16 protein-coding genes are annotated in these 15,783 nt (G+C 31.4%); 6 read left to right on the top strand and 10 right to left on the bottom strand.

Annotated elements, in window-relative coordinates; all coding sequences use genetic code 11:
* Positions 1-35: 35 nt before the first annotated feature.
* Positions 36-905, bottom strand: a complete 870-nt coding sequence (locus NNH57_RS23605) for an alpha/beta hydrolase (RefSeq protein ID WP_108809282.1) — start codon at positions 903-905, stop codon at positions 36-38.
* Between the two features lie 256 nt (positions 906-1,161).
* Here NNH57_RS23605 and NNH57_RS23610 point away from each other — a divergent pair, with 256 nt between their 5' ends.
* Positions 1,162-2,682 carry a DEAD/DEAH box helicase gene (locus NNH57_RS23610; RefSeq protein ID WP_074406303.1) on the top strand — a complete coding sequence of 507 codons (1,521 nt, stop codon included), beginning with the start codon at positions 1,162-1,164 and terminating at the stop codon, positions 2,680-2,682.
* A 63-nt stretch (positions 2,683-2,745) separates the two neighbouring features.
* On the opposite strand, the gene NNH57_RS23615 is transcribed toward NNH57_RS23610, so the two are convergent.
* From NNH57_RS23615 to NNH57_RS23635, 5 genes are all read right to left on the bottom strand, one after another.
* Entirely contained in the window at positions 2,746-3,450 is a 705-nt protein-coding gene (locus NNH57_RS23615) for an aspartate/glutamate racemase family protein (RefSeq protein ID WP_108809281.1), read from the bottom strand.
* A 234-nt stretch (positions 3,451-3,684) separates the two neighbouring features.
* Positions 3,685-4,470 carry a PhzF family phenazine biosynthesis protein gene (locus tag NNH57_RS23620; protein WP_108809280.1) on the bottom strand — a complete coding sequence of 262 codons (786 nt, stop codon included), beginning with the start codon at positions 4,468-4,470 and terminating at the stop codon, positions 3,685-3,687.
* A gap of 19 nt (positions 4,471-4,489) precedes the next feature.
* Positions 4,490-5,089, bottom strand: a complete 600-nt coding sequence (locus NNH57_RS23625) for a short chain dehydrogenase (RefSeq protein WP_074406300.1) — start codon at positions 5,087-5,089, stop codon at positions 4,490-4,492.
* A 29-nt stretch (positions 5,090-5,118) separates the two neighbouring features.
* On the bottom strand, positions 5,119-5,850 hold the full coding sequence (locus NNH57_RS23630) for an NAD-dependent epimerase/dehydratase family protein (RefSeq protein WP_159099335.1): 732 nt from the start codon (positions 5,848-5,850) through the stop codon (positions 5,119-5,121).
* Between the two features lie 216 nt (positions 5,851-6,066).
* The gene (locus tag NNH57_RS23635) at positions 6,067-6,378 is read right to left on the bottom strand and encodes an ArsR/SmtB family transcription factor (protein ID WP_074406299.1); all 312 of its coding nucleotides are present in this window, start codon (positions 6,376-6,378) and stop codon (positions 6,067-6,069) included.
* A gap of 588 nt (positions 6,379-6,966) precedes the next feature.
* On the opposite strand from NNH57_RS23635, the gene NNH57_RS23640 reads away from it, so the two are divergent.
* Positions 6,967-7,158 carry a hypothetical protein gene (locus NNH57_RS23640; RefSeq protein ID WP_108809278.1) on the top strand — a complete coding sequence of 64 codons (192 nt, stop codon included), beginning with the start codon at positions 6,967-6,969 and terminating at the stop codon, positions 7,156-7,158.
* A 70-nt stretch (positions 7,159-7,228) separates the two neighbouring features.
* On the opposite strand, the gene NNH57_RS23645 is transcribed toward NNH57_RS23640, so the two are convergent.
* The gene (locus tag NNH57_RS23645) at positions 7,229-8,749 is read right to left on the bottom strand and encodes a M20/M25/M40 family metallo-hydrolase (RefSeq protein ID WP_408608276.1); all 1,521 of its coding nucleotides are present in this window, start codon (positions 8,747-8,749) and stop codon (positions 7,229-7,231) included.
* Positions 8,750-8,907: 158 nt separating this feature from the next.
* Here NNH57_RS23645 and NNH57_RS23650 point away from each other — a divergent pair, with 158 nt between their 5' ends.
* The gene (locus tag NNH57_RS23650; protein WP_108809276.1) at positions 8,908-10,122 is read left to right on the top strand and encodes a class I SAM-dependent rRNA methyltransferase; all 1,215 of its coding nucleotides are present in this window, start codon (positions 8,908-8,910) and stop codon (positions 10,120-10,122) included.
* A 44-nt stretch (positions 10,123-10,166) separates the two neighbouring features.
* Here the strand turns inward: NNH57_RS23650 and NNH57_RS23655 are convergent, their stop codons facing one another.
* The gene (locus NNH57_RS23655) at positions 10,167-10,577 is read right to left on the bottom strand and encodes a DUF2541 family protein (protein ID WP_108809275.1); all 411 of its coding nucleotides are present in this window, start codon (positions 10,575-10,577) and stop codon (positions 10,167-10,169) included.
* A gap of 150 nt (positions 10,578-10,727) precedes the next feature.
* Complete coding sequence (locus NNH57_RS23660; protein ID WP_074406294.1) at positions 10,728-11,561, bottom strand: OmpA/MotB family protein; 834 nt, start codon at positions 11,559-11,561, stop codon at positions 10,728-10,730.
* A 338-nt stretch (positions 11,562-11,899) separates the two neighbouring features.
* Between NNH57_RS23660 and NNH57_RS23665 the strand changes: the two genes are divergently transcribed.
* Positions 11,900-12,856 carry a M23 family metallopeptidase gene (locus NNH57_RS23665; protein ID WP_108809274.1) on the top strand — a complete coding sequence of 319 codons (957 nt, stop codon included), beginning with the start codon at positions 11,900-11,902 and terminating at the stop codon, positions 12,854-12,856.
* On the opposite strand, the gene NNH57_RS23670 is transcribed toward NNH57_RS23665, so the two are convergent.
* Positions 12,857-14,131, bottom strand: coding sequence for a response regulator (locus NNH57_RS23670; protein WP_132066299.1), 1,275 nt, complete (start codon positions 14,129-14,131; stop codon positions 12,857-12,859). It lies immediately after the preceding gene.
* 344 nt (positions 14,132-14,475) lie between these two features.
* Between NNH57_RS23670 and NNH57_RS23675 the strand changes: the two genes are divergently transcribed.
* Both NNH57_RS23675 and NNH57_RS23680 read left to right on the top strand, forming a co-directional pair.
* Positions 14,476-15,138, top strand: a complete 663-nt coding sequence (locus tag NNH57_RS23675; protein ID WP_132066293.1) for a hypothetical protein — start codon at positions 14,476-14,478, stop codon at positions 15,136-15,138.
* Positions 15,139-15,292: 154 nt separating this feature from the next.
* Entirely contained in the window at positions 15,293-15,781 is a 489-nt protein-coding gene (locus tag NNH57_RS23680; RefSeq protein WP_074406290.1) for an RNA polymerase sigma factor, read from the top strand.
* Positions 15,782-15,783: the final 2 nt, after the last annotated feature.

Genomic DNA, 15,783 nt, shown 5'->3' on the forward strand with positions numbered 1-15,783 from the left:
GTCGTATAAACTGGCTTAGAATAACTAATCAATAACTATTCCAAAATAAATTCTATGATTTTGGATATTACTTTTGGATCTCCCAAAATTTTTCGGTGGCCTAATTGTTCGGTAAGCAGTAGTTGTCCATTTTCTAGATTATTAATGATTTCATGAGCTGCACTGTAATGTACATCAACATCATTTTTATCATGTACTACTAGAGTAGGTATGTTAACTCCGGCAGCAGAGGTTGCTCCAGAGTAATTGTCAAGATCTTCTCCATACCTTTTATCAAAGTATGTTTTTAATAAACGTCCCACTTTTTGGTTTAATTGTAAGTTTTTTGCAAAATTTTTAGTGATTGCAGTAATACTATTGGCAGTACCAATAATAACCAAGGATTTGATTTGTAATCCGAAACGGGTAGTTCTTAATAAAGACATTCCGCCTAATGAATGTCCTATTGCAGCTTCAAATGGACCATGAGTTTTTTCTAATTGGTGTATTGTTTCGATAAAAAAGGGTAGCATACTTCTTTTTCCCGGAGCATGACCATGTGCCGGAGCATCAAAACTTACAGTGCTATATCCATGTTCTAATAATTGATCTGCAATTTTTGAAAGTTGTGTCCCGCTTCCAGACCAACCGTGAGCTAAAAGAATTTTTTTATCAGAATTTCCATAGGTATAGACGATAACTTCTCGATTAATTTTTTTAATTCGAATTCTTTCTTTTTTGCTTTTTTCATACATTTCTTTTTCTCTCTCGGGCATTTTATAACCAAAAGGAGTTAAGAATATTCTGGCTGCAAATCTTGAAGCCAGAAGAGGGGATATCCAATTTAATATTTTTGCAGTATATACAATAGATTTAGGGATTAGAAGTGCCTGTACAGGGATTAGGTCTTTGTCTGCTTTAGCCATTAAATAGGTATTTGTTGAAAGGATAAAAGTAAAATAACAACTGCTCTTGAAATATACAATGATGATAAATTAATAGTATACAAAAAAACGTAAAGAAACAAAAAATGTCTAGTTTTTACATAGATATTAGGACTTATATGAATTCTGATAAAATAGTAAAAAATAAAATGTAAATAGATTAAATATATCTTCTCAATTCTTTCATATAACCTTTAAAAGTGTTTAATTTTGTAGCTTATTTTTTAATAGGAGTTACATGGGATTACAACCCAAGAGGGTAGATAAAAAAGAACAAAAAGTACTTTACGATTATCAGAAACGGGATATAGATAAGATATTTAGTCGTCTAAAAGAATTTTCCCAAAAATATAATCTGTTGTATCAACTTCCTACCGGAGGAGGAAAGACAGTTATTTTTTCTGAAATTGTTAGAAGGTATATAGAATCCACTCGAAAAAAAGTAGTTGTTCTTACACATCGAATTGAACTCTGTGGTCAAACCTCAAAAATGCTAACCGAGTTTGGGGTAAAGAATAAAATCATAAATAGCTCTGTTAAGGAACTCGATGATCAAAACGAATATATGTGTTTTGTTGCAATGGTAGAAACCCTTAATAATAGACTTAATGATGATCATTTAGAACTACATAATGTAGGAATGGTTATTATCGATGAAGCTCACTATAATTCGTTTAGAAAGCTTTTTAAATTTTTTAGCAATTGTTTTATCCTTGGGGTTACAGCTACACCACTTAGTTCTAACATGAAACTCCCGATGAAGGATAATTATAATGAATTGATTGTAGGTGATACAATTAGTTCATTAATTAATAGCGGGTTTTTAGCTAAACCTGTAATTTATACCTATGATGTTGGATTAGGATCATTGAAAATAGGGATGAATGGAGATTATACTGTGAAATCTTCAGAAGATTTGTATACCAACATGTTAATGCAGGATAAGCTATTGCATGCTTATGAGGAAAGATCAAAAGGTAAAAAAACATTGATTTTTAATAACGGAATCAATACTTCTATTTATGTTTATGAAACTTTTAAAAAAGCCGGATATCCCATTCGTCATCTGGATAATACAAATAGTAAGCAAGAAAGAGAAGATATTTTGGTATGGTTTAAAAGTACAAGTGATGCAATACTTACTTCTGTGAGTATTCTTACCACAGGATTCGATGAACCTACAGTAGAGAGTATTATTCTTAATAGAGCGACAAAATCACTTACATTATATTTTCAGATGATTGGTAGGGGCTCTCGTATATTACCTACTAAGCCAGAATTTTCAATAATCGATTTAGGAAACAATACGGCAAGATTTGGATTGTGGAATTCTGATGTTGACTGGCAATCTATTTTTAGATCACCAGATTTCTATTATGATAACCTGGTAGGGGATGAGGAGATAGAACGTAATTTTAGGTATGTATTACCAGAGGAGTTAAGAAAAGAGTTTTTAAAATCTGAAGATATTGAGTTTGATATCGAAGCCGAATATGCAAAAACAAAACGTTATGGACATAGAAGTTTAACGGTTCTTGAAAAATCTATAGAGCAGCATGCCATAATGTGCGTACAAAATAGCGAAGACGTTTTTGATGCACGAATTCTAAGTAAACTCTTGGATCAGGACATAGAGTATCGCGTGCGTAGATATTCTTATTGTATTAGTAAAAGCACTAAAAACTATAGAGATTGGTTAGAAGAAGATTATAAACGAAAATTGAGATCTAAAATCAATCAGCTATTCATGGATGAGTAGTAGTGTAATCAATCATTAAAGAATATACATCTATATCCTTTAATGATGATCACTGTCTTTCTATTATACTATATATTCGTTTTGTAAAGCTATTTCAACGGCACTTTCTGCGTGAATTTTTGTGGTATCAAATACAGCAATATCAACATCATCTTGCTTGATCAATAATGGTATTTCTGTACACCCCAGAATTACACCTTCTGCACCTCTAGACTCTAATGCTTTTATAATTCGTTTAAATTCTTCTCTAGAACTATCTTTGATATTTCCGAGTACCAGTTCTTTATAAATTACCTGATGAATAAGCTCCCGGTCATTTTGATTGGGAAGCAGTATTTCGATATCAAACTCTTTTAAGGTATTTCTGTAAAAATCTCTCTCCATTGTAAATTTGGTGCCAAGAAGTGCCAGTTTTTTTAATCCTCTAGACTTAATGTTTTTACCTGTAGCACTTGCTATATGCAAAAAAGGAACTGAGGTGTTTTTAATCATTTCCTCACTACATAAATGCATTGTATTTGTACATAAAATTATCAAATCTGCTCCGGCATTTTCTAGTTGTTTTGCAGATTTAACCATTAATGTATTTAATTCATCCCAATCATCTTTGCGTTGTAAATTTTCGATTTCTGCAAAATCAACAGAAGCCAAAATACATTTAGCAGAATGAAAACCTCCAAGAAGTTTCTTTGTGTGTTTATTAATCAATTCATAATAGAGAGCCGATGATTCCCAGCTCATTCCTCCGATCAATCCTATAGTTTTCATGAGTTTTGATTTTAAAGATTAATACTTGTTTTTAGAGTATTTGATATTGAAGTGGTTTAAACTTTTTTCAATTCGCTATAAAAATGCTCTTTTTTACTCAATTTTTGCCTTTTTCTTACTTCGTAGCGCTGCTATGAAGCGCAAAAAATACTTCAATTGATCAAAAAATTACTATTTTTCGCCAGAATCAAAAAAGTCTAAACCACTTCATTGTTGCAATAGCAATTTCTATAATTAGATTTCTATTTCTCCGATCAGGTATGGAACCGAATGTCCGCTAAGGAAAACCCGATTTCCTTCTAATTTACAATCTAATTCTCCTCTGCGAGTAGACAATTGTTGAGCTTTAAGATTATTTTTTCCTAGTTTTTTGGCCCAAAATGGGACCAGAGAAGCATGAGCAGAACCTGTAACCGGGTCTTCGGGTTGAATAATCCCATTTGCATCAAATACGCGAGAAACAAAATCTGCATGTTTTCCTTCGGCAGTGATTACAATACATAAATAGGGAAGGTCCTTAAGTAAATCGAGTTTAGGATTCTCATTTAATACTTCTTCTTCAGACGAAAGTGTGATTACCAAATCACGAGCAGCAAAAGTAGCAATAGGTTTTGCGTCTAGAGCCTGGTATATTTCGGATGGAATTTCAACAGGTTTGGGAGGTCTCGAAGGAAAATCTAATGTGATTGTTCCGTTAGTCTCTTTTTTGGCTTTTAGAATTCCGCTTTTTGAAGAAAATGTAATTTCGTTGATAGAATCGTCAAGATAGTTGAAAATTACATATGCCGATGCAAGTGTAGCATGACCACATAAGTCAATTTCGGCATGAGGCATAAACCATCTTATTTCATAAATGTCCTCTTTTTTTACAAAAAAACCGGTTTCTGCCAAATTGTTTTCTACTGCAATGTTCTGTAGAGTTTGGTCCTCTAACCAATATGGTAAATGACATATTGCGGCAGGATTACCCCCAAATAGTGTTTTGGTAAAAGCATCGATCTGATACATTGAAATTTTCATGATTTTATGTGTTTTGTTTTTAATATTTTTTACAAATAGTGCCTGTAATATTGTTATTAAATAGTTGTTTGTAACTATCTACTACATCTGTAATATTAACAGGGTAGTATCCGGCAAATTTTTGATCTTCAGGAAAATCTCCTGCAATAGCACCAGGAGCCACAACATTTAACCGAATCCCACGGTCTAATTCTTTTGATGCCGCATTAACAAAGCTGTGCAGAGCACCATTTACCAGTGATAACCCAACAGCATTAGGTTCATAATGTTCTGCCAGAATACCAGTTGTTAAGGTTATTGAGGCATTGTCATTTATATAGTCTTTTGCTACATGTACAAGGTTGACTTGTCCCATTAATTTACTGCGTATCCCTATATAATAATCATCTTCTGTTAATTCTGATAAAGGTTTCCAGGAAGCAGTACCCGCAGCATTAATTACCGCGTCTATTTTTGGTAGTTTTTTAAACAACGCTTTTATAGATTCTTTATCTGTTATGTCGATAGGGTAGGATTTGCTAGTACGGTGGGCGCCGAATACATCATCATATTCATTTTTAAGGGTATTATAAATTGCACTACCTATTGTACCGGTAGCTCCAATAACTAAGATTTTCATACGTTTTATAATTAAATATTATACTTGCTTTAATTTTCTAGTAATTTGAATAATTGAAAACCATCTGCTTTGGGTTTGTAGCCTATTTTTTCAATAGATTCAGTTATGTCAAGCCTTTTGTATCTATTATTTGAAATAGCATTTAATACTTCATGTTTTATATTTTTAGTTTCGATACTCTTACACAACAACTGATTAAAATCATCAGGGTGTAAAAAGGCGCTCAGATCACGAGCATTCATTTGAGTAAAATCTCTTGGAAATTCATATGCTCCAATACGTAAACAGATTGCAGAAATATTGGTATTATTCGAATAATAAGCTGCTAACGCTTCTCCGAAGCATTTTGATACTCCGTAAATATTTTTTGGGTTTACCAACATATTTTTATTTACCTGGATTTCTTCTGGATAACCTTCTATAGTTTGAGCACTACTAGCAAATATGATTCTTTTACAATTCGATTTAACAGCTGCTTTAAAAATATTTTGTGTTGTGTTAATATTAATCTTAAGTATTTCATCAGATTCTGAAACTGGATCAACAATTCCTGCTAAATGTACTACTGTGTCAATTTTATCACATAGTTTTAAGCAAGTCTTATATTCAATTAAATCAGCTTTTACTATTTCAACATTTTTAGGGAAAATTTCATTTTCTATTGCCTTATCAGCAACCCTAACTGTATATTGATCGTTAAAATTTTTAATAAAATAACGTCCTATTTTTCCAAATCCACCAGTTATTAAAATTTTCCTCATTGTTTTATGTATTTGTAGTGAACCTAAGCTATATATCATGTTTATGCCATACAAATTCACCTTTAAGCTTTACTAATTTTACATGTTGTCCATTAAGTTCTCCAACAATTCTTGGATTCCAATGATCAGAAAAGAGAGAGAACTTGTCGTCGATGTCTATTTTAATATTATTATAATTATATATTTAATTTTGTAAATATGTATATTCAAATTTTTTTATAACTCTTTATTTATGGTTTCCAAAAATTCTTTAATTACAGATTCATTTCTTTTAAAATATGTCCATTTCCCATGTCTTGTGGTAATTAACAATCCAGCTTTATGCATACCGGTTAGATAATGTGATATAGTAGGTTGTGATAATCCTGATTTATCTTTGATGTGTTGTGCACATACACCATCGTTAAAATGCCCAAGCTCTTCATGAGGAGGGAAATTGGCCTCAGGATCTTTTAACCATTTAAGTATATCTAAACGTGTAGCATTGGATAAAGCTTTATTTATTTCAAGTATTCTTGCATTATTCATATAACAAATATATATATTTAATTTTATAAATATGATAAAAATCTTGTTATAGTATTTATTTATACTAAATATCTAATATTTTTAAATATAAACTATTGTTAATCAGTATTTTATAAAATAATATGATTTTATTGTGTAACAAAACATGTTAATGTTCGTCTAGTAAGTATAGGCAGTAAAGAAATGAATAATTTCTTGAAAATAAGCAAATTAGTTTTAACGATACCTATAGGGCGCGTATCTTGATATATCTTGAGATGAGTGCTTTAAAAAAAGGTTTATTTGCTTTAAACCAATCATAGAATTGAGTTTCTGTACTTAAAGGAATTCTTGATTCAAACAATATAAATAAGAGCGTTTATCCTGATACATCTTGGGATGGATGCTTTTTTTATGGCCATTCTGATAATTAAACAGTACTTTTTTTGAGTTTTTCCTGTATCCGGATACTGCGTAATTATATTACTTTTACTGAGATTAGTATTCTATGTATTTAGAACTTGTTATTAAAACTATATTCTATTGATCAACTGAAGACTAATCAAATAAATAATATGAAATCTCAATTAACCACAAATATTTACACAAATGAAAATTATCTTAGACTTGGATGGCGTAAAAACTCTAAGTAAAGATGAGCAAAGCAAAATCTTTGGAGCAAGGCGTTATGCTTGCACACAAAGAGGTAGAATGTGTTGCGAACTTGCTCCTGGAGGTCCATTCTGTGATGCTGGTATCTGTACAGGTATTGGTGGATCTGGAGGTTGTCTCTGGTATTGATCATTACTCAAAAAAGAAGTTTAAAAACGAGACTGTTTCATTACAGTCTCGTTTTTTATTTCTGTTACAATTAGTTTTGCCCTCCTTTTCTGTTTGGACTTCTTAATTCTGGCCAGGTACGTTGTTTTTTGGTACGTTTATTTATAGGTAATACACTTTTTTCTCTCGAAGTTTTTTTAGGATCTTCACTAGCTTTATATGCTAGAATTGCAGTTAGAATTACATTATTAAGTACATCATCAAATATAATTTTATCGTATGTATCCCGATTTGTGTGCCAAGTATAATTCCAGTAAGACCAATTAAGTGAACTTAATGAAAATGCAGGGGCTCCGGCCGATACAAAAGAAGCATAGTCAGAGCCACCTCCACCAGGAGTTCCTGGAAAAGTAGTTTCTATATGCTTAGTAATGTTTTCGGGAACAGCTTCTAACCACTTTCCTAAATAATCATAAGAATGCAAGAATCCTTGTCCTGATAAACGAACCACACGCCCTGTACCGTTATCTTGATTAAATAACGCCTGTACACCTCCTACAATTTTAGGATGGTCTTCAACAAAAGCTCGTGATCCATTTAAACCTTGTTCTTCGCTTCCCCAAAGCCCAATAAGTATGGTACGTTTCGGGTTTGGGTATATTTTTTTAAGAATTCGTGCGGCTTCCATCATGGTTATGGTTCCGGTTCCATTATCCGTAGCTCCAGTACCTCCGTCCCATGAATCGAAATGTGCAGAAAGAATAATATACTCGTCAGGCTTTTCGGTTCCTTTTATTTCTGCAATCGTATTGAATGTAGGCATCATTCCTAGTTCTTTAGATTCTGATACGATCTTTATTTTTGGTTTAGAACCATGTTCTATGAGGCGATATAACATTCCGTAATCTTCTAATGATAGATCCACTGTGGGTATTTTTTTTGTTCGGGCACTAAATATTTTGTTAACTCCAAACCCTCTAGACCAATTACTTTGTACTATTCCTACGGCACCAGCTTGTTCTAGGGCAGGAGCAAGAGTTCGACGATTATATCCAGTTTTTTTAATATTTTCTCTCCATGCTTTTGTTTGCTCACTTCTTTGTTCTTTCATCTTTTTGAAAGATTCTTCTGTAGCAAATTCTTCCCAATTATAATCAGGTCTCCCTGTGGGTTGATTCATAGATATCATTACAATTTTACCTTTTACATTTGGTAACCATTTCTGAAAAGCAATTGAATCTTTTACCTTCGGAATAACAATTAACTCGGCAACGACACCAGCATTATCGGTACCAGGACTCCAAGCTAGTTGTGTACCTTCAAGAGATTTTATCCAAGGAGATACCATATCAATGTGAGTAATTCCTCGTTGCCATCCACGCCATTCTCCCCATTTTTCATTTCTGGCATCAATTCCCCAGGTTTTATATTTAGCAACAGCCCAATCATGAGCTTGTTGCATTTGTGGAGTACCAACCAATCTAGGTCCAATACCATCCATAAGTTCATGTGCTAGTTCTTTTAATTGAGAATTTTCTGTGGCTTCATTAATAATTTTTTCAATTAATGGATCTTTATCCTGTGCCGATGTGACAAAACAAGAAAGATACATTACAATAGTGATAAGTGTGAGTATGCGTTTCATATAGATTGATTTTTATTTCTACAATTTAAACATATCAATATTTTCATGGTTTTTATTTAACAAAACCTTAATTCATTTGAGATAATTATTTTAAGAAAACAAAATAATCACTATTCTTGCATACGATGAATATTGTTCCGGAAATAACAACTAAAAGGCTTGCTGTTAAGGTAAGGCCTTCGGCAGAAAAGATAATAAAGCAAAGACATCCCTGGGTTTTTGAAGATAGTATTATAAAGCAAAATGTAGAAGGAGAAGCAGGTGATTTAGTGATCATTTATGATACTAAAAAGAATACCTTTTTAGCATGTGGTTTATATGATCCATATTCTCCTATACGTATCAAATTAATTCAATTTAGGAAAACAGCACAGATTAATAAAACATGGTTTGCTGAAAAAATTTCTGAGGCATACAAAAAAAGGACCCCTTTATTAGAAACAGATACAAATAGCTACCGATTGTTATTTGGAGAGAATGATCATCTTCCCGGATGTATTGCAGATGTGTATGACCAGGTTTTGGTAATTAAGCTATATTCACATATTTGGTTTCCTTATCTAAATTGGATTATTGAACATCTGGTTGCTGTGTCAGGTTGCAACTGTGTTGTGCTTAGGTTAAGTAGATTGTTACAATCTAAAGGTGAAGTATATGATCTAAAAGATGGTCAGGTAATCTATGGAACTCTGAAAAATGAGGTTGTGGTTTTTAGAGAACATGGAGTTTTATTTTCTGCAAATGTAATTAAAGGTCATAAAACAGGATATTTTCTTGATCACCGTTATAATAGAAAAAGAGTAGGGGAGCTTGCCTATGATAAAACTCTTTTGGATGTGTTTTCTTATGCTGGTGGGTTTTCGGTTCATGCTTTAAAAGGCGGCGCAAAGAAAGTTGTAAGTTTGGATATTAGTAAACAAGCTTTGGATATGGCTAAAGAGAATGTTGCTTTAAACGTACATCATGGAAAACATGATGTTATTGTAGCCGATGCTTTTGATGGATTACAGAAATTAATAGATCATAAAACTGTATTTGACATTGTAGTTATAGATCCTCCTTCTTTTGCGAAAAGAGCAAGTGAAATTCATAAAGCTATGATTAGTTATGCTCGGTTAGCAGAATTGGGATCGCATTTGGTATCCTCTAACGGGATTTTGGTTTTGGCTTCTTGTTCTTCGAGAGTTTTGGCCGAAGATTTTTTTAAAATTTCTGAAGAGAGTATTCTTAAATCTGGAAGAAGGTTTAGTGTATTAGAAAAAACCAATCATGATATTGATCATCCAATTTCCTTTCCTGAGGGAGCTTATCTTAAATGCGGATATTATAGATTAGATTAAAAAATACCAGGTTTATTTAAATAAACCTGGTATTATATTATTTTTTAATGCTTCCCAAAGACATGAACCTTTGCTTTTTTTCGAGATAAATTTTTAGTATCATAAAAAAAGGTAATATCTCTAATTATACGTTTTCCACCTTTAAGATCTATTATTCTTGTTTCGCTTTTACGAGAAAAATTATGTTTTAATTGGATTACCTCTTTTTTCCCATTACCATATTGAATAACCATTTTGTACATGTTTAAAGAGCCTCCTGTAACCTTAACTTTAAGTTTTTTGAATCCTCCTTTTCTTGCTGTTACCTTTATAACATCTTTATCTAATCTATAATTTACTGTTCTTGAACCAAGATGTTCCCAACTATTTGTAGTAGAGGTAAAACTACTTGTTATTAGTAGTGTTATTAGTAAGAATAAAAAAGCAGGTTTTTTTTGTAGTGTTATATTATTCATAGTTTCTAAATGTTTTGATTTATTACTAAGACATTTTAAACATAAAAAGGTTTAATCCGTATTCTTTATATCATAAAATTAAAAACGAGATGGATATGATGATCCATCTCGTTTTTAAAAAATAACGTAGTTGTTATTTAAAAGGTATGATTAGTTAGAAGACAACATAGCAAAAAACTTATCCATATTTGGCAATAATACGATTCTTGTACGTCTGTTGATTGCCATATTTTCTTCACTGTCATTCTCTACAAGAGGCTTGTAACTGCTTCTTCCAGAAGCGATTAACTTAGCAGGATCAACATTGTAATTAGATTGTAGTTTTCTAATAATAGATGTTGCTCTTTTTACGCTTAAGTCCCAGTTATCTTGCACCACTGCATTGCTAATGGTTCTTGGATCAGTATGACCTTCTACCATTACTTCAATACTTGACTCAGAATTAATTACATCTGCTAATTTTTTTAATATTTCATCAGCTTTATTACTTATTCTGTAACTACCGCTTTTGAATAACATTTTATCAGAAATAGATATCATAACTACTGTATTATCGATATCTATAGAAATATCTTCATCTTGTTTTATATCATCTGATAAAGAATTTTTTAAATTATGAGATACTGCCAAATTCATCGAATCTTTTAAGGATTTAGCTCCCTGAAGTTTTTGTTGATCAACCTTGGCTAAGGTTTCTTTCATTTTCTCTTTGGTCTTGTTAGATATTGCTGCAACATCTTCTACCATTACCATTTTTTCATCATTAGATTCTTTTAAAGAATTGATCTTAGCATTATAATCTGCTACTCTAGATTCAATTTTAGCAAACTTGCCTTCCAATTCATCTTTTTCTACTGCAGTCTTTTGTAACGTACTACGAGTGTCTTGCAATTCTTGCTCTAATGCAACATATTTCTTCTTTGACACACACGATGTCATGATTAATGCCCCTGACAAAGCAATAAATGTGAATGATCTTTTCATGGTTATTTAATTAATAATTAGTGTTATTTAAACTACTACTACGGCCATTTATTGTTGTACTAATTACTAATGTTTTCATATCAATTTCTTAAAAAGTGTTAATAGTTTTTTGAATACATATTATCCCGTAAAATACCTACGGAAAGCCTGTATAGCTTATGTTTTGTAACGTGTTGATTATCAAAATCCTAGGGAGATTGTCGAAAAAAACATAGTAGATGTTAAAAAATAAATTATTGACTTATTGTAATAACGTATTATTTTTACAGTTATATTGTAGAAAATAAACCCCACTACCCAGGTCTACTTTAATTACTAAAAAAGTATAACAATAATTGATGTTTTTAATTAAAAAAAGACTTGTATTTTACTTCTTGATATTTTCGCCATTCCTGATGATAGTCGCTCAGGAAACTTTGAAGCAAACAGAAAATATTCCAGTTGATCATAAAAAGTTAGTCGTACAGGGTGAGATCATCTGTCTACCCATTTATCCCAAAAAGAATAATGATTATTTTCCTGAAGAAAATGATTCATCAGAAAATTTAGAAGCTTATAATACAAAATGGGATAACCAACAGTTTAATCCATATTGGAATGAGAATCTTACATTTCCCTTTCAGTTAGCATTTCAGGATGAAGATTTTTCACCACCGGTTGATCGTAAAATGGTAATTACATCTCGTTATGGTTGGAGAAGAGGGCGCCCACATCAAGGTATAGATATTGATCTTCAGGTCGGTGATAGTGTAAAATCAATATTAGAAGGTAAAATTCGATATGTTGGATATCATGGTGGACATGGAAATACAGTAGTGGTACGGCACTATAATGGATTAGAGACTGTATATGCTCATCTTTCTAAGTCGTTGGTAAAAGAGAACGATGAAGTAAAAAAAGGACAAATTATAGGCACAGGAGGAGTAACAGGAAATGCAAGAGGAAGCCATTTACACTTAGAAGTACGATATCATGGTAAAAGTATTAATCCAGAGTATTTATTCGAGTTTGCCAGTGATACAAAAATTCGATCAGATACTCTTTTTGTAACTAAGAAATGGATGACACCCAGATATCATAGATCGACTCGTATGAGTAAAATTGTTATTCATAAAACTATAGAGGATATCGCCAGGATTAAAGAAGAACAAAAAAAGATTTATACGGTGCGTAAAGGAGATACTCTTCATCGAATAGCCAATAAGTATGGATTGGCAGTTTCTGAAATATGTAAAACCAATTCACTAAAATATAATTCGGTGCTAAAAATTGGGCAACAAATAATTATAAACTAATTAGTGGGTATGTATTGGGTTGTCTATATGTCTGTGGATCATTTCTAATAAATGATTTTTGTTGTAAGGTTTTAATATATAGTCGTTTAGTCCTGCCTGTACAATCTGTCTGTTTAATTGGGTAACATCTACTGCGGTTAACGCAATGATTGGTGTTTTTGTATCAAACTCACGTATCCTCTTTGTAGTACCAATTCCATTTAGTTTTGGCATATTAATATCCATAAGTATTACATTATACTCATTTTCTCTAACTAATTCTATAGCATCAAAACCATTATCTATAGTCGTACAGTCAAAGTTTTCTTTTGATAGTATTTTATCTGCAACCAGAAGGTTTAATTTATTGTCATCTACAATTAATACTTTAAGTTTTGAAGTATTAGAATTGTTAAAGGAAGTGTTGTGGTTTATACTTTCTTTATTAACTTGTGACTTAAAATCAATAACTAGCGCATACTCAGATCCTGCATGAGAATTATTTTGGATAATAATTTCGCCATCTAGCGCCGAAGCAAGTCTATTTATTATTTTTGAATTAATTCCTGTACCCAGGTATGTTTTTTTGGCATTTCCGACATTAATAAACTCTTGGTAGATAGATTTTTTGTCTTCTTTTGAAAGCTCATCCCCATCATGATTAATTTTAAAAGAAATAGTAGATGTATTTCCTTTTTTCTTAATTAAAATTACCGAGAAATATACATTTCCATTTTTGGTAAAACGTAAGGCATTACTTATCAAATTCATCAGTATTTGAGAAAGAATACCAGGATCCCCATAAATCATTTGATCAATTTCTGGGTCAAACTCAAAATGTAATATGTTATCACTGTTCTCTGTGGCATAACTAAAGGAATGTGTAAGGTTTTGAGTAACCTCTTTTATATCAAATAATACATTTTGTACAGTAATTTCTTCAGAATCTAAAAAATTAACATGTAAAACATTATTGATAAGTGTAAAAAGATAATCTCCAGAAAATTTTAATGATTTCAGGTTTTTATCATTTTTAAGATCAGGATATTCTTCTTCTAGGAGATTAGTGAGTCCCATTATTCCATACAAAGGTGTTCTCAACTCTTGACTAAGAATAGAAATAAGGTTTTGTTGCAATTGAAACTGTTTTTCTGTTTCCTTGCTTAAAGATTTTAATTCTATATTCTTTTTTTTAAGTTTTTTGGTAACTTTTCTGTACTGTAGATACAGAAAAAGGAGCATAACCAGAAGTACTCCCCCGATAGCATAATAGATCATACCTATTTTTAGTAACAAAATAATAAATATAAGGTTTATCTTACAAGTTTGTAGGTGTATTTTTTTACATATTTCTAATAATTTATGGTTTACCGTAAAATTATTAGAGCAATAAGAACAGATTCAGTGGTTTAGACATCAAAACACATAGTGTTTTAAAGGGGGTATTCTTCAAAATCAACATAAAAGTACCTTCAAATATGATCAATTGGTTATTGACAAGGATGACTAATACTGTTGGTAATTGTAATTATTACAGATTTATAACGTCTTTATTAGTATAAATTATGGATAGGCAATAAGATTTTATAGTGAATTAACAGTCATAAAAGACCTATAATATTTATCTTTACTTAAAATTAATGCGCAGCATAAAAGAGATGAAAGCTAATTTTTGTATAATTTTTTTATTATGTATGGGAATGGTAATGCATGCTCAAATAGAAAATTCTACTTCTTTGCGAATTGATGCCAAAAGTGATCTTAATACAAATAAGTATAGTCTATCTAAAGGTTTAAACCCTAATTTTAATAGTGATTCATCTTTATATAAAACTCCAGAAGCATTATCTGAGTATGCTCGTAATAAGCCAACTTTTGATATGACTGGTAATGATGGTTTTTTTAAACCCAAAGCAGATGCTGTTCCAAAATGGTTCAAAAAGGATAATGAAATCAAAGACGAATATAAAAGTGATCAATATCTAGGCGATTTTAAAAGTAATGGAGAATTTGTAAGATTGATGTATAGAGACCATCAGTTTGTAGATGGTGATGTAGTTAGAATTTATCTTAATGATGCCGTTATTGTTTCAAAAATATTTCTTACTGGAGATTTTAAAGGAATCTCAGTTGATCTTGCTAAAGGATTTAATAAAATAGACATACAGGCATTAAATCAAGGGGAATCTGGGCCTAATACTGCAGAATTTCATCTTTATGACGACGAAGGCAACCTACTTACAAGTAGCGAATGGAATCTTACCACTGGTGTTAAAGCTACATTGATTGTGGTAAAAGATTAAAATACTTACCTTTTTAGAGCTACTCATTATTATCTATGATAGCTTATTTTTAGTAAATTTTAAGAGTATAATTTAAAAGTTCATAAAATATGTATAGGATATTCTGTGATTTTTTTGATATGTCTCATACTAATAAGGAAAAAGTAGGCCTAATATGAGTAAAGAATACGAGTTTACTCGAATTATTAAGGAAAATGAAGGAGTTATTTTTAAGATAACTACCATTTATACCGATAATTACGAGGATCAAAAAGATCTCTACCAGGAAATTGTTTACCAATTATGGAAATCATACGATAGTTTTAAGGGAGATTCTAAAATTAGTACCTGGATGTATCGTGTAGGTCTTAATACTGCTATTACAAGATTAAAAAAAGAAAAACGAAGAGGAAATCAAATAGAAATATATGATGTGATCATGCGGCAAACCGAACAGTATGACACAGAATTTGAAGAGCGATTGAAAAAATTATATGCCCATATACATAACCTAAATGAATTAGATAAAGGGTTGATTTTACTGCTTTTAGAAGGTAAGAAATATGAAGAAATAGCAGTGATAACAGGTTTGTCTCCAACAAATGTTGGAACTAAAATTTCGAGGATTAAGCAAAAATTGAAAACGCAAATTGTAAAAAAATAAGA

The sequence above is a fragment of the Aquimarina spinulae genome (genome assembly GCF_943373825.1).
Classification (GTDB): Bacteria; Bacteroidota; Bacteroidia; order Flavobacteriales; family Flavobacteriaceae; genus Aquimarina; species Aquimarina spinulae.

Bases quoted from the DNA above. Each gene is read 5' to 3' on its own strand.
- NNH57_RS23615 (WP_108809281.1), bottom strand. From the start codon at position 3,450: ATGAAAACTATAGGATTGATCGGAGGAATGAGCTGGGAATCATCGGCT.
- NNH57_RS23655 (WP_108809275.1), bottom strand. From the start codon at position 10,577: ATGAATAATATAACACTACAAAAAAAACCTGCTTTTTTATTCTTACTA.
- NNH57_RS23665 (WP_108809274.1), top strand. From the start codon at position 11,900: ATGTTTTTAATTAAAAAAAGACTTGTATTTTACTTCTTGATATTTTCG.
- NNH57_RS23660 (WP_074406294.1), bottom strand. From the start codon at position 11,561: ATGAAAAGATCATTCACATTTATTGCTTTGTCAGGGGCATTAATCATG.
- NNH57_RS23635 (WP_074406299.1), bottom strand. From the start codon at position 6,378: ATGAATAATGCAAGAATACTTGAAATAAATAAAGCTTTATCCAATGCT.
- NNH57_RS23625 (WP_074406300.1), bottom strand. From the start codon at position 5,089: ATGAAAATCTTAGTTATTGGAGCTACCGGTACAATAGGTAGTGCAATT.
- NNH57_RS23640 (WP_108809278.1), top strand. From the start codon at position 6,967: ATGAAAATTATCTTAGACTTGGATGGCGTAAAAACTCTAAGTAAAGAT.
- NNH57_RS23675 (WP_132066293.1), top strand. From the start codon at position 14,476: ATGCGCAGCATAAAAGAGATGAAAGCTAATTTTTGTATAATTTTTTTA.
- NNH57_RS23620 (WP_108809280.1), bottom strand. From the start codon at position 4,470: ATGAAAATTTCAATGTATCAGATCGATGCTTTTACCAAAACACTATTT.
- NNH57_RS23650 (WP_108809276.1), top strand. From the start codon at position 8,908: ATGAATATTGTTCCGGAAATAACAACTAAAAGGCTTGCTGTTAAGGTA.
- NNH57_RS23630 (WP_159099335.1), bottom strand. From the start codon at position 5,850: ATGAGGAAAATTTTAATAACTGGTGGATTTGGAAAAATAGGACGTTAT.
- NNH57_RS23605 (WP_108809282.1), bottom strand. From the start codon at position 905: ATGGCTAAAGCAGACAAAGACCTAATCCCTGTACAGGCACTTCTAATC.
- NNH57_RS23680 (WP_074406290.1), top strand. From the start codon at position 15,293: ATGAGTAAAGAATACGAGTTTACTCGAATTATTAAGGAAAATGAAGGA.
- NNH57_RS23610 (WP_074406303.1), top strand. From the start codon at position 1,162: ATGGGATTACAACCCAAGAGGGTAGATAAAAAAGAACAAAAAGTACTT.
- NNH57_RS23645 (WP_408608276.1), bottom strand. From the start codon at position 8,749: ATGTATCTTTCTTGTTTTGTCACATCGGCACAGGATAAAGATCCATTA.